The following is a 14,941-nucleotide window of genomic DNA, read 5'->3' on the forward strand; positions in this document are numbered from 1 at the left end:
GCTCTTCCGCAACATCCCCCGCGCGCACCTCCCCCGACTGTGCAGCGGCGCAAATTCATATTGCCGTGCATCCGAAATGACTATAGGGCCGTACTTGGGGGTTGTTGGGCAGTTGGCGAGGCGGGGGAGTTGTACCGCCACTGCTTTCTCCGATCGTAAGCGTGCCGGGTCCGTTCAGGGGCCGCGGTCGTTGCGTGCGGAGCGAGCATAGCCGCGTTGGCCCGGTGTGATCCCGTTTAGCACTGAGTGGCCTGGCGATATGAGCGCATCGAACCGTCTTTCCGTGACCCTTCCGGCCCGTGGCAGCACGGCGCGAACCCGGCGCAACCGCTGGCTCGCAAGCACCGCGCTCGGCGCGTCGGCACTGTTGCTGGCGGCGACGCCCGCCGCCGCGCAGATCGCGCCCGACGCGCTGCCGGTCATCGGCGCCAACCCGATCGGCATCAATGCGCCCAGCACCGTCGGCAACACGATGACGGTGACCCAGACGCAGGCGCGCGCCGTCGCCAATTGGGACAGTTTCAACGTCGGCTCGACCGCCACGGTCAACTTCGTTCAGCCCGGCGCGTCGTCGATCATTCTGAACCGCGACCTCAGCGGCAACCTGTCGGAGATCGCCGGCAACATCACCGCCAACGGCCAGGTGTGGCTGCTCAATTCGGCGGGCGTGATGATTTCGCCGACCGGCCATGTCACCGCCAAGGGTTTCCTCGCGACGACGCACACGCTCGTTCAGTCCGACAGTGATTTCCTCAACGCGGCGAACACGAGCTTCAGCTTCGAGGACATGACCTCGGGCGGAAATCCGAGGATCCTCAATCAGGGTACGATCGACATCAACCTCGACACCCCTTTGGGCACGGGCGGTTATGCCATCCTGTCGGCGCGCGAAGTCATCAACCGCGGCGACGCGCTGCCGGGCGACGCGATCATCCGCGCGAACCTTGGCCGCGTGATCCTTGCCGGCGCGGAGACCTTCACCATCGGCCTCGACGGCGCGAACAACTCGCTGGTGAGCTTTGCCCTCGAAGGCGAATATGACCAGGTCGAAGCCGCGATCGTCACGCAGGCAGGGCGGATCGAGGCCTATGGTGGCAAGGTGCTCCTGGCCGCGCGTGCCGTCGATGGTGTGTTGAGCTCTGTCGTCAACATGGCCGGTGTCGTCGATGCGACGGCCGCCCGGTTCGACGGCACCAACCTCGTGCTGTCCGGCGCGACGGCGACGGCGGGTGAGATCGTTATCGATGGCGGCGCCCACGGCGAGGTGGTGATCGGCACCGATCCCGACGATGTTTCGGCAAACCCCTATGGCGGTCGCCTGCTCGCCAACGGCTTCGACGGCGCCCACGGCGGCCTCATCCAGATTCTCGGGCAGGACATCCAGATCGCCACCAGCGAGCGGCGCGTCCAGATCCTCGCGAGCGCGGTACGCGGCGACACCGGCACCTCTGCCGGCGACGGCGGCCGGATCGGCATCGGCATCGGCCTTTCCGGCACCGACTATGACGGCACCGCCCCGGCGCAGCTCGTGACGATCGGTGATGGCTCGCGCGATCTCGACCCCGACACGCCGCTGTCGCAGTTCGACGCGGCGAGCTTCGGCGGCACCAGCCGCCAGGGCGGCGAAATCGCACTTGGCGGCAACTCGGTGGTCGTGAACGGTAAGTTCAACGTGCAGGCCGACCGCTATTTCATCGGCGGCGATCCGCAGAATACCGCCGGCGGCCTGAACGGCGTGGGCGGCACGATCAGCGTGACCGCTGGCAGCTTCACGCTCGAATCCAAGGGCACACTTGACGCACGCGCCACCTTCATGGGCGGCAGCGGCGGCATCGTCGACATCAACGCCGGAAACATCGCGATCGCCGGCAAGGCCACACTCAACGACCCGTCGATCACCGTTGTCGGCTACCAGAACGGCGGCGACATCCTCATCGGCGGCCTGCCCGGTGGCGCGCCCTTCCCCGGCGGAACGCTGCCGACGTTGGTTACGCTCGGCGACCCCGAAGGCACGGCAAACCTGTTCGCGAGCACGCCCGATCCGTCGGCCGTCGCGTCGCACGGCGGTACGATCTCGATCTGGTCCGAGACGCTTACCGGCACCACCAGTGCCCGGATAAACGCGACCGTCCGCAGCGGCGGCATGGGCGGGTTCGGCGGCCGCATCGACATTGGCGGCAGCAGCGTGGGCATCCAGCCCGGCTCGACGCTCAATGCGACGGCGACGCAGGCCGTCGGCATTGGCGGCCAGATCAACGTCGCCGCAACGAACATGATCACCATCAGCGGCAACATGAGCCTGACCACGCTGCTCGACACGACCGGCGGCGCGCAGGGCGGCGCCATCTCGGTCGGCGGTGGCGACGGGGGAACGCCGCTATTCGGCATGACCCAGCCGACAAGCGTGAACATCAGCGCCTTTACCCGGCTCGACGCCGACGCCGGCAACCTCGGCACCGGCGGCCGCGTCTCGGTGTTCGCCGATCGCCTGACGCCGATGGGCGTGGCGACGCTCGCCGGGAACATGACCGCGCAGGCCGGCACCAACGGCGGCAGCGGCGGCAAGGTCGAGGCCGGCGCCTACCTGCTCCAGCTCAACGGCACCACCGTCAACGCCTCGGGGCTCGGCTATGGCTGCTCGAACGCGGGCAACTGCTTCGGCGGCCTGATTGATTTTTCGGGCCATGATGTGGAGGTTAACGGCAGTTCGGAACTGCTCGCCAACGGCTACGCGCTCGCCGGCTTCATCGACATCCAGGCGGATGCGTTGCTGTCCTTCAGCGGGCAGATGCGCGCGGAAAGTGAAACGCCGACGCTGCCGAGCAACCCGACGAAGGGCATCCGGCTCATCGCCGGCGACTCGCTTGGCGGCAACGGGTCGCTTTACACCGACGAGGGCAACGTCAGCCTCACAAGTGCGGGCAGCATCGGCTTCTCCGGCCAGATACAGACCGGGTCGGGCAATGTGGCACTCGCCGCGACGGGCGGCTTGCCGATCGAAATCTCCCAGAACGGCCAGATCGATACCGACACCGGCAGTATCTCGCTGTCGGTCGGCGGCGAAACCTTCATGGAAATCCTCGGCAGCCTCGACAGCGGCTTCGGCCAGATCAGCCTGACCGCCGGCGACGCCTCGGGCATCTACGTCGGCGACATGGCCTACGGCTCGCTGTTCCTCGAAGCCAACGGCATCTCGGTCAGTGGCGGGATGAACACCGACGTCGAGATTTTCGGCGCCAATTCGAACGGCGGCAATTTCGTCGCCATGCTCGGCACGAATGGCGAACTCAGGCTCGAGAATGTCGTGACCTCGGGCGGCAATCTTTTCGTCAACGGCATGGGTAACAATCAGGTCGGCCTGTTCGGCAGCGTCGCCACCGTCACCGACGGCTTTTCCGGCACAGTCGACATCAACCTGCTCGGCGCCAGCGGCATCAACGTGTCCGGCCTGCTCGATGCCGGCCTCGGCCAGGGCGCCGTTCTCCTCAACGCCAACAGCCTCTTTGTTGCCGGCACGATCAACGGTGGCGGCGTGCAGATGGTCGCCGATGAAATCGAGATCGGCGCGCCGGTCATCGCCAACTCGATCACGGTCGCGCCGCGCACGGTCAGCCGCGACATCCGCCTCGGCAACCTCGGTCAGCCGAACGCCGGCGAACTGCAGCTCTCGGATTTCGAGATCGACTACCTGGTCGCGCCGTCGCGCTCGGTCGGGCTTGCCAACGGCACCGGTCTCGTCACGCTGGCGCTTACGACCAGCGGCCCGCCGGCGCCGACCTGCGAGAACGGCGGCCCGTGCGACATCCATGCGACCACCATCCAGTCGGGCGGCACTGGCGGGCGCGTGCGCATCGAGGGCACGGGCAATACCGACCCGAACGAGTTGCTGCGCTTCATCGCCGGTGACAGCATCACGCTCGCCACCGGGCTTGCCTTCGACATCACCGGTTCCGTCGAACTGATCAGCAACGGCAGCTTCGTCAACCAGTCGGGCGCCGGTGCGCTCACCACCTCGGGCGGCGGCCAGTGGCTGATCTATTCGGCGGCGCCGGCGAACAACACATTCGGCGGCCTCGCCAGCGGCGCCAATGCGACCTGGGGGCAGAGCTTCTCCAGCCTCGCTGCCAACGGCCGCATGCAGCTCGGCGTTTCCGGCAACCGCTATGTCTTTGGGCTGGCGCCGACGCTCAACGTCTCTGCCGGCAACCGCTTCAAGACCTACGGCAACACGCTCAACACCAGCGCCCCGGTCGCGGGCGTCGAATATAGCGTAACCGGCCTCATCAACGCCGCCAGCTTCGGCAATGTGTTCACGCAGGACGTGCTTTCCGGCGCGCCGGCGCTCACGTCGGCCGGCGCCGCGGCTACCGCCGATGTCGGCAGCTATGCGATCACTGTCGACCGCGGCTCGCTGATCGTGCCGGCCGGCTACACGCTGGTGACGCAGGGCGGTACCTTGCAGGTCGACCCGCGCTTCATCGGCGCGACGCTCGGTACGATCTCCAAGGTCTATGACGGCACCACCACCGCGACGCTCGGGCCGGACGGGCTGGTGCTCGTCGGCCTCGTCAACGGCGACGTGGTCGGCACCACCGGCACCGCGACCTTCGCCGACAAGAATGCCGGCACCAACAAGCAGCTGAATGTCAGCGGCGTCAGCCTGACCGGCACGAAGGCGTCGAACTACATCCTGTCGCTGTCATCGTCGCAGAACCCCAGCGGGCCGAGCAATTCGCTGAGCGGGACGGGCACGATCACCCAGCGCGCGCTGCAGGGTACCATCGCGGCCGACGGCAAGATCTATGACGGCACGACCGCCGCGACCGGTTCGCTCACGCTCGCCGGCATCGTCGCCGGCGACAGCGTCGCCGCGCAGGGCGGCAGCTATGCCTTCGCCGACAAGAACGCCGGCGCCGGCAAGACCGTCACCGGCAGCGGCTTCACGCTGACCGGCGCCGACGCCGGCAACTATTCCTTCGCCGGCGGCACCACCACCGCCGATATCACGCGCCGCCAGCTGACCGCCTCGCTGACCGGCACGACGCAGAAGGTCTATGACGCCACGCTCGCCGCCGCGCTCGGCAATGCCGGCGTCGCGCTGGCCGGCTTCATCACCGGCGAGGGCGCCGCGGCGAGCCTGAGCAACGGTGCCTATGCGACCGCCGGCGTCGGAACGGCGAAGGCCGTCACCGCCGGGGTCGCGCTGACCGCCAACAGCGGCACCGACCTCGCCAACTATATCGCGCCGACCAGCGCGGGCGGGCAGATCGGCACGATCACCCCGGCGACGCTCACTTACACCGCCGACGCCGCGACGCGGGCGGCGGGCGCCGCCAACCCGGCGCTGTCGGGCAGCGTCGGCGGTTTCGTGGGCGGCGAGACGCAGGGCACCGCCACCAGCGGCGCGCTGGCCTTCGCCACTGCCGCCGATGCCGCCAGCGCCGCAGGCAGCTATGCGGTCAACGGCGGCGGGCTGACCGCGGCCAATTATGTGTTCGCGCAGGCGGCCGGCAATGCCACGGCGCTGACGGTCACCGCCGTGACCACGCCGCCGCCGCCACCACCGCCGGGCACCGTCCCGCCGGCGCAGCAGGCGCCGGTGCAGCAGGTGACGACCACCGTCATCCAGCAGGCCACCAGCCAGGTGCGCCAGCCGGCGAGCAATTCGACGACGAACAACAACCCTGTCGTCACGCAGCAGCCCGCCACCACCGGCGGCGCGGGCACCGCCGGAGGCGCCGGTGCGGCCGGCGGCACGGCGCAGGGCGGACAGCGACCGGCGGGCGCGAACCCGCCGCCGCCACCCCCGCCGCCGCCACCCCCACCCCCGCCGCCTCCCGCGGGCGGCACCGGCGGCCAGGGCGCCACCGGCGGCGCGGCACCGACCCAGCCGGCTCCGGCGCCGGCCGGCCCGCCGGTCGAGCCGACGCCGTCAAGCCCGGTGGGCGATACCGCGCCGGAAACGCCGACCGACGCCGCCGACGCGAACGACCCGACGCTCGCCGAAGCCGAGCAGACCGAGGAGCAGACCGAGGCGACCGAAGAGAAGCGTCAGCTCACCACGACCAACGTGGTGGGGCAGAACATCATGGTCGACACCTCGTCGGTGAATGCGGGTGGCCAACAGGTCGATACCCCCGTCACCAGCAGCGGCAACTCGTCGCTGTGGGGCGGGGCTGACGGCCTCGGCGATGTCGGAGGGGCAGGCGGCCAATGATGAGCTATCGCTTCCGCACGCTGCTGCTCGCCGGCGCGCTCGCCGGCGGTCCCGCCGCGCTTCAGGCGCAGGAACGGCCGCTCGCCAACAGCCTGTCCGACGAAGCCTGCGTGGCGCGCGACCGCGACGACGTCGTGGTCCGCGTCGGTATCCCGATCGAGAAGCAACTGATGTGCGCCGGCAAGGAAAGCGGCAGCATCAGCTATGCCGCCATCCCGGCACTGCCCACGGGCGAGGCGCGCAACGCCGCGCTGCTCGCCGCCTTCGAGGCGAGCCGGCCCGGCCAGATCGCCCGCGGCCGGCTCGACTGCAAGCCGGCGCAATGGGTTGGCGATGCGCTGGCGCTCCCCTGCCGCGCCCGTTCGGGCGGCTGGCCGACGCTGGTGCTGGCGCGGGAGGCGAACGGCCTGCTGACCGTCGTCGACGGCCCCGCCTCGACCTTCCCGGCGCTCGCCGCTGCGGTCGGTGCGACTGTCGAGGGTTCGCGCCCGCAGCAGGTGCAGCAGCTCCAGACGCTCTGGGGGGAACCGGTGGTGCTCGCGAGCGCCGCCGATGTCGACCGGCTCTCTGCGCTGCTGCGCGACGCGCGCATCGCCAATGGCGAGGGCAAATATGCCGTGGCCGAGGATCTGTTTCGGCAGGCGCTCGATGTCCACACCCGGCTGTTCAGCGAGAACGACACCCGCGCCGCCGAGATCATGATGGATCTGGCGCTCAACGTGTCGAACCAGCGCCGGCCCGACGAGGCCGCGGCGCTGTTCCGCCGCGCCGAGCCGATCATGCAGCGATCGGCCAATGCCGCCGACCGCGCCCGCCTCGCCACCGCGCTCGGCTATGACGCCGCCAACCGCGGCGACTTCACCAATGCGCTGGCGCAGGCGCGCACCGCCGCCGAGATCTGGGGCCAGGTGGCCACCGGCACCGGCGCCGGCGCCGATGCGATCAATTCGTCGCCGACCGCCCTCGTGACGCTCGCCAAGGCCGAGACGGCAATGGCGCTCAACCTGGTCGCGCAGATGGCGATCCGGCAGGGCGATCCGGTCTCGGCCTATGCCGCCGCGTCCGAATCGCTCGGTATTTTCGATGCGACGCCCGGCCTGCCGCGGCGGATGCGCACCGACATCCTGACCACGCTCGGCCAGGTCAGCGTCGCGCAAGGGCGCCTGTCGGCCGCCGAAACCTATCTCCGCCTCGCGCTCGACCAGCGTCACAAGATCTCGGGGGAGGGCGCCGCGACCTTGCGCATCCGCACGCTGCTTGGCCGCGCCTATGAGACCGAGGGCATGCACAGCTCGGCGATCATCGCCTATCGCGATGCGCTGAAGGCCGCGAAGGCGCTGCCGCGCGACGCGATGGTGCTGACCACCGAGGATCTGATTCCCTTCGCTGCCGCCGTTTCGGGCTATGCGAAGACGCTCAGCGATCCGAAGGAACAGCAGGGCCTCTATGCCGAGGCGTTCGACGCCTTCCAGCTGGTGCGTTCGCCGACCGTCGACCGCACCATCGGCCAGGCCGCCGCGCGCCTGTCCGCCGCCAACCCGGCGATCGCCGATCTGCTGCGCCAGACGCAGGACCAGGAGCGCGCCCGCGACTTTGCCCGCTCGCGCCTCGCCGCCGAGCAGGCGCTGCCCGACGGCGAGCGCAGCAGCGAGGTCGAGGATGAGCTTAAGACCGCGATCACCGAGGGCGACAAGAAGGTGCTGGCGCTGCGCACCAAGCTGACCGGCGACTTCCCCGACTATGCCGCGATGGCCGAGGGCCGGCCGATGCAGCTCGACGAGCTGCGCAGCCGCATCCGCGAGGGGGAGGGGATCGTTTCCTTCCTGGTCGGTCGCAGCCGCAGCTTCGTGCAGCTCGTCCGCCGCGACGGCGTCTACATTGCCGAGGCGACGGGCACCGAGGCCGAGCTGCGCGACGCGGTGACCGCGCTGCGCCGTTCGCTCGAAATTCAGGGCGGCTCGATCAACGAGTTCGACATGGCCCGGTCGCATCAGCTGTACCGCGACCTGTTCGCCGGCATTGCGCCGCACATGGCGGGCCTCGACCATCTGAGTTTCGTGCCGACCGGCCCGCTTGCCAGCCTGCCCTTCGCCCTCCTCATCACCGAGGCGCCGAAGACCGGCCGCTACGAGGATGCCGCCTGGCTGGCGCGCCGTGCCGCCATCGCGCATTCGCCGTCGCTGCAGGCCTTCTACACCTTGCGCACCACCCGCCCGGCGAAGACGCCCGACCGGCCGCTGCTCGCCTTCGGCGATCCGATCCTCGCGACGCCGACCCGCGCGTCGGCCGCCGCCAGCGGCACCGCGCTCGCGCAGCTCGGCGGCACCTGTCGTCAGGACGCGCCGATGCCGCCCGAACTGCTGAAGGCGCTGGCCTCGCTGCCCGACACCGCTGCCGAGGTGCGCAACGTCGCGCGCGTGCTGGGCGCCGATGACGGCAACCTCTTCCTCGGCAGCCGGGCCAGCGAGGCGAACCTGCGCCAGCAGGACCTGTCGCGTTACCGCGTGCTCTACATGGCGACGCACGGCCTGCTGCCGGGCGAGCTGAAGTGCCAGGGCGAGCCCGGCCTCGTGCTGACGCCGCCGACAACGCCCGCGCAGAGCCGCGCCGAGGATGGCCTGCTCGAGGCGAGCGAAGTGGCGAGCCTGTCGCTCAACGCCGATCTCGTCGTGCTGTCGGCCTGCAACACCGCCACCGGCGGCTCGCGCTTCGGCGGTGAATCGCTGTCCGGCCTGTCGGAAGCCTTCTTCCACGCCGGCGCGCGCAACATGCTGATCAGTCACTGGCAGGTACCCTCCGCGGCGACCGCCAGCCTGATGTCCAACCTGTTCACGAGCCTGGGGCCGCAGATGGCGTCAGGGTCGTCGGACGCGCTGCGCGCCGCGCAGCTGACGATGATCGGCCGGGCGCAGACCGCGCATCCCTTCTTCTGGGCGGCGTTCGTGGTGATGGGCGACGGCGCGGCTTCGACCGCACCGGCCGCGAGTGAGGCAGCCGAATGAACAAGCTGACGACCTGGGCCCTCGGCGCGGCCATCGCGCTGACCCCCGCTGCCGCGATGGCGGCGAAGATGATCGTGATTGACGCGCGCGCCGGCTCGCTGAAGCCCGGCATGAGCGTCGAGAGCACCGCGGCGCTGACCCTGAAGGAAGGCGAGCGCGTCACCCTGATCGCGCCCGACGGCAAGACGGTGGCGCTGCGCGGCCCGTTCAGCGGCGCGCCGGCCTCGCGCGGCGGTGGCGCCGCCGCCGACCCGCGGCAGGCGCTCGCGGCGCTGGTAAGCACCCGCAACGCCCGCGCCTCCTCGATCGGGGCGGTTCGCGCCGGCGCCGGCGCGGTCAAGCTCGACGATCCCTGGCTGATCGACATCAGCCGCCCGGGTCCGCGTTGTCTGCATGAGGGCACCGCGCCGATCTGGTGGCGCCCGGCGGGCGGCGGCCAGCAGGCCTTCACCGTCTTCCCGATCGACCGTTCGTGGCGCGCCGACTTCACCTGGGCGGCGGGCCAGACCGCGCTCAAGGCGCCGCGCCTGCAGAAGCTGGAGGCGCTGACCATGTTCATCGTGCGCACCGACGGCCAGGAGATCGCGGTCGGCGTCAACATGATCCCGCGCGACATCACCGACGAGCTCGTCCTCGCCTCATGGATGCTCGAAAAGGGCTGCATCCCGCAGGCTGACGCGCTGCTGGCGCGGCTGCAGAGCGCGAGCCTGCCGCAGTGAAGCTGCTGGGGGGGAACATCGGCAGGGCCATCGCCTATGTGATGGTGGCCTTCGCGGCGGCGGCGCTGGCGGTGGCGGGGGTGCGCTACCTCAGCTTCCTGACCAGCCTCGACAACACGGCGAACGACCTGCGCGTCGCCATCCAGCCCGCCGAGCCGGCGTCGAAGGACATCGTCGTCGTCGCACTCGATGAGGCGACGCTCGCGCAATTCCCCTACCGGTCGCCGGTCGACCGCGGCTTCCTCGCCGACCTGCTGGTCGCCTTGCAGAACAAGGGCGCGAAAGTCATCGGGCTCGACGTCATTCTGGACCAGCCGACCGAGGAAGCGAAGGATGTGCGCCTTGCGCAGGTCATCCGCGACCTGAACACGCCGCTCTTCGTCAGCTACACGATCGAAGAGAATGTCGTGAACGAGGACCAGCTGGCGTATATGAACGCCTTCGTGCCGGCGGAGCGCCGCGCCGCGGCGAACCTGCTGACCGATCCGTTCGACGGCAGCGTGCGCCGCATCTACCCGGGCGCCAGCAAGAAGGACGAGCCGCTCGGCTTCGTCTACAAGGCGCTGTCGCTCGCCGGAAAGCCGATCACCACCAAGCAGCAGGTCGAGATCGCCTGGCGCCCGCGCCCTGACGCCGAGGCGCCGGCCTTCCCGATCTATCCGGCTAACGCCGCCGCCTTCCTTCCCGACGACTGGATTCGCGGCAAGATCGTGCTGGTCGGCGCCATCGTCTCGATGACTGACCGCCACCGCACGCCGCTCGCCGTCTATGCCGACGGCGACGATGCGATGATGCCGGGAATCCTCGTGCAGGCGCACGGCATCGCCCAGTATCTCGAAGACCGGAAGCCCGCGAAGCCGACCCTGCCGACCGTCATCGCGGTAAGCGCGCTGTTCGCCGCGCTCGGCGTGATCATCACGCTGTTCAAGCGCGGCATCATCTTCAACATGGGCCTCGGCGCCGTGCTGATCGTCGCCTATTGGGTGGGCGCGATCTACGGCTACGCCTATGGCTGGGCGCCGATGGTGCCGCTGGTCGCGCCGACCTTCGCCTTCGCGCTGTCGTTGTGGATGATGGACGCGCTGATCGGCAAGGCGGAGCGCAAGCAGCGCGAGTTCGTGCAGGGTGCCTTCTCGCGCTACGTCTCGCCCGCCGTCGTCAGCCAGCTGGTCAAGGACCCGACCTCGGTCAGCATCTCGGGCACCCGCCGCGAGGCGACCTTCATCTTCACCGACATCGCCGGCTTCACCACGCTGTCCGAGCTGCTCGGCTCGGAACAGCTGTCGGACGTGCTCAACGAGTATCTCGACGGCGCCTGCGAGATCATCCTCAAATATGAAGGCACGATCGACAAGTTCATCGGCGACGCGATCATGGCGATCTTCAACGCGCCGATCCCGCAGGCCGACCATGCCGAGCGCGCGGTCAAATGCGCGCTCGAACTCGATGTCTATGCCGAGGCGTTCCGCAAGCGGCAGAATGAGGCCGGTGTGCCGATCGGCGTCACCCGCATCGGCGTGCACTGCGGCGTCGCCACCATCGGCAACTTCGGCTCGCATTCGCGCATGGACTTCACCGCATTGGGCGACACGGTGAACACCGCGGCGCGCACCGAGGGCGTGAACAAATATTTCGGCACGCGCATCTGCTGCACCGACGAGGTGGTGAAGCGCTGCCCCGACCTGTTCTTCCGCCCGATCGGCGACATCGTACTGAAGGGCAAGACCGAACCGGTGACGCTCTACAGCCCGGTCAGCGAGGCGGACGCCAAGTCCGATCTCGCCAAGGCCTATGCCGCCTCCTACGAGCTGCTGAAGCTCGGCACGCCTGACGCCGCCGACGCGGTGCGCGCGCTCCACGACCAATATCCCGACGATCCGATCGCGACCTTTCATTACGAGCGGGTAAAGAAAGGCCTCGTCACCAATCTCGTCGTGATGGAAGACAAATAGCCAGGTGCCCCGCGTGACCCTTGCCCCCACTTTCCCGGCGCGCGCCCCCGCGCCGATCCTCGCCGCGCTGCTGCTGGCCGGCGTCGCCACCCCCGCGCTGGCGCAGACTGCTACCCCAGTGCCGAACCAGGCCGACATCTCGCGCCAGCGGGTGCCGCAGCCGCTCCCCGAGACGCCGCAGTTCGACCTGCGCATCCAGACACCCGAGCGCGCCGCGACGCCGCGCGCGGTCGACGAGATCGAGTTCGAGGTGGCGCGCATCGCTGTCGAGGGCGCGACGCGTTACCCCGAGGCCGAGGTACGCGCGATCTTCGCGCCGCTCGAAGGCCGCAAGATCGTGCTCGAGGAGCTGCGCACCGCCGCGAACACGCTCGAGAACCGCTACCGCGGCGACGGCTATTTCCTCACCCGTGTGTTCGTGCCGCCGCAGCAGGTGAAGGACGGCGTGCTGACCGTGCGCGTCGTCGAGGGCTATATCGGCAACGCCTTCGTCGAATCCGCCGATGAGGCGACGCGCGAGCGGCTCGGCAAGATGATCGCGCCGATCGTCGGGGTGAAGCCGATCTCGCTCGAGGCGCTCGAGCGCCGCCTGCTCATTATCAACGACCTACCGGGCATCGCCGGCAACGGCGTGCTGCGCCAGGGCGCCGAGCTCGGCCAGTCGGAACTCGCGCTTGCTGTCACGGAACTGCCGTCGAGCTACAGCCTCAGCGTCAACAATACCGGTTCCGACTCGCTCGGCCCCTGGGCGTTCGGCGCCAATGCCACGCTCAGCCGGCCGTTCGGCCGCATCGGCGCGCTCGACCTCGGGCTGGCCGGTGCCGGCGACAAGCTGAAGGAGCTTCGCTCGTTCAACGCCCGCTATGCCGAGCCGATCGGCAGCAGCGGCACCGTCGCCAGCCTCGGCGGCCTCGTCGCGGTGGCGAAGCCGGGCGGCGTGGTAAAGCCGCTCGACCTCGAAAGCTTCGTGACCTCGTTCGCGGCGCGCGTGCGCCATCCGATCCTGCGCGGCCGCGAGACATCGCTGTTCTTTGATGGCGGGATAACCGCCAACCGCTCGCGCACCGAGGCGGTGGGCGTGCGCATCATCCTCGACAAGACGGTGGTGGCAGAGGCTGGCCTCGTCCTCCAGCAGAGCAGCTGGCTCGGCGGTGTCACCACCGCCAGCGTCTCGATCTTCCGCGGCCTGCCGTTCCTCGGCTCGATGGACAGCGACGCGGCGCTGCCGTCGGTCGTCGGCTTCGAGCCCGATTTCACGCGAGTCACCCTCAGCGGCACCCGACTGCAGCCGATCGCCAACCGGTTCAGCGCGCTCGTCGGCGTGCAGGGCCAGTACACCGGCGACACCCTGCTGTCGGGCGAGCAGATCGCCTTCGGCGGGCCGAGCATCGGCCGCGGCTATGATCCGTCGACGGTCGCCGGCGACCGGGGTTTGGGCGGCGTCATCGAGCTGCGCTACGACATGAAGCTGCCGCAGCAGGCCAGCGTCAATTCGGTGCAGCTCTACACCTTCGTCGATCGCGCCCGCGCGCAGTCGCTCGCCAACGGCGCACAAGGGAAGGTCGGCGCCACCGTCGCTTCCTGGGGCCTCGGCGCGCGCATGGCGCTGTTCTCGAAAGCCTTCGTCGACGTGCGCTTCGCCGACGCGACCCGCAGCGTCGCCGGCGCGGTCCCGCAACGCGACCCGCGCGTGACGGTGACGGGCTTTATCGGCTTCTAGACGGCGGCGCCGTCATCCCCGCGAAGGCGGGGACCCAGTCCACACAAAGAATCTGCCCGCTGCGCAGGCGCCATTTTATGTGCTGGGTTCCCGCCTTCGCGGGAATGACGACCAGCGTACTACGCCCCCGGAACGCCCAGCGCCGCCGCCGCGTCGCGCAGCTTCTGCTGCTCGGCCGGCGCATCGCCGAACGCGGCAAGGCCGCTCTTCAGCGCCGCCGACGCGCCGTCGCGCTCGCCGAGCACCATGCGCGCGCGCATCAGGCGGACCCAGCCGTCCGAATCGCGAGGAGAGGTCTGCAGGCGGGCGGCGAGGCCGTCGACCATGCCGCGCACCATCGCCTGCCGGTCGGCCTCGGGCAGCGCCATCGCGTCGCGCACCTGCTCCTGCGACGGCTGCGGCATCGCGCCGGTGGCGCCGGCGACCGGCATCGAGGCGACGGGCGCGGCGGCAACCGCCGCCGGCTTCAGCCGGCCCGCGAGGTCGATGCCATCTTCCTTGGCGATACGCTCGACGAACTGGCGCAGGTCGGGCGCCCAGGGCGCATCGGCGGGCGCTTCGTTGAGCAGATTGACCCAGTCGGTGATCGCGCCGGCGCGGTCGCCGCGCTGGTCCTTCGCCACCGCGAGGAAATAGCGGGCGCGGGCGTCCGACGGGTCGAGCTTCTGCGCGGCTTCGAACGCCGCCGCCGCCTCGGGCGTGACATTGCCCTGCGACGCCTGCACCAGCGCTTCGCCGAACGCCGACTGGAAACCGGGCGCGGTCGGCGCCAGCGCGACGGCGCGGCGATAGGCGTTGGCGGATTCGCCGAAGCGGCCGCGCTGGAAATAGGACCAGCCGAGCATGCGCCAGCCTTCGGGGTCGCTCGGATTGGCTTCCATCCGCTGTTCGAGCCCGCGGATCAGCCCGTCGACATCCTCACCGCCCTCGGTCGCGGCTGGCCCGCCCGCGGTCGCGACCGGTTCGCCGGTCAGGTCGGGGCGACCCATCATCGCATAGAGGCCGGTTGCCGCCAGCGCGACGATCGCCGCCATGCCGAAGGCGAAGCGGCCGAGGTTCTGCGCCCCGATCGGCCGCGCCTCGGCGTGAATCTCGCGCGATTCGACCAGCAGGCGGCGGCGCAGCTCGACGCGCAGCGCCTCGGCCTCGGGCCCGGCGACGACGCCCGCCTTCTCCTGCCCGTCGATCTCGGCGAGCTGATCCTTCAGCACCGCCAAGGTCGCGGCACGCTGATCGACTCGCGTCTCGTAGCGGCGCACCAGCGGGATCGATACGCCGGCGACGGCAAGCGCGACCATCAGGGTCAGGATGATCCACAAAATCATGAAGGC

Annotated in this window: 6 protein-coding genes; 5 read left to right on the forward strand and 1 reads right to left on the reverse strand. The window is 69.8% G+C overall.

Features of this window, described 5'->3' with window-relative positions; genetic code table 11:
• Positions 1–283: 283 nt before the first annotated feature.
• From ACFOMD_RS07990 to ACFOMD_RS08010, 5 genes are read left to right on the forward strand one after another with little or no spacing between them, the layout of a single operon-like run.
• Positions 284–6,217, forward strand: coding sequence for a beta strand repeat-containing protein (locus tag ACFOMD_RS07990; RefSeq protein ID WP_380859490.1), 5,934 nt, complete (start codon positions 284–286; stop codon positions 6,215–6,217).
• Complete coding sequence (locus ACFOMD_RS07995; RefSeq protein WP_380859493.1) at positions 6,214–9,219, forward strand: CHAT domain-containing protein; 3,006 nt, start codon at positions 6,214–6,216, stop codon at positions 9,217–9,219. Before ACFOMD_RS07990 ends, ACFOMD_RS07995 begins: the two co-directional genes overlap by 4 nt.
• Entirely contained in the window at positions 9,216–9,938 is a 723-nt protein-coding gene (locus tag ACFOMD_RS08000) for a hypothetical protein (RefSeq protein WP_380859495.1), read from the forward strand. Before ACFOMD_RS07995 ends, ACFOMD_RS08000 begins: the two co-directional genes overlap by 4 nt.
• The gene (locus tag ACFOMD_RS08005) at positions 9,935–11,890 is read left to right on the forward strand and encodes a CHASE2 domain-containing protein (RefSeq protein WP_380859498.1); all 1,956 of its coding nucleotides are present in this window, start codon (positions 9,935–9,937) and stop codon (positions 11,888–11,890) included. The genes ACFOMD_RS08000 and ACFOMD_RS08005 overlap by 4 nt, the downstream gene beginning before the upstream one ends.
• A 13-nt stretch (positions 11,891–11,903) precedes the next feature.
• Positions 11,904–13,610: a ShlB/FhaC/HecB family hemolysin secretion/activation protein gene (locus ACFOMD_RS08010; RefSeq protein ID WP_380859501.1), complete on the forward strand. Its 1,707-nt coding sequence runs from the start codon at positions 11,904–11,906 to the stop codon at positions 13,608–13,610.
• Positions 13,611–13,729: 119 nt separating this feature from the next.
• Here ACFOMD_RS08010 and ccmI read toward each other — a convergent pair whose 3' ends face one another.
• Positions 13,730–14,935, reverse strand: coding sequence for a c-type cytochrome biogenesis protein CcmI (ccmI, locus tag ACFOMD_RS08015; protein ID WP_380859504.1), 1,206 nt, complete (start codon positions 14,933–14,935; stop codon positions 13,730–13,732).
• Positions 14,936–14,941: the final 6 nt, after the last annotated feature.

The organism is Sphingoaurantiacus capsulatus, assembly GCF_042648405.1.
GTDB lineage: Bacteria > Pseudomonadota > Alphaproteobacteria > Sphingomonadales > Sphingomonadaceae > Sphingoaurantiacus > Sphingoaurantiacus capsulatus.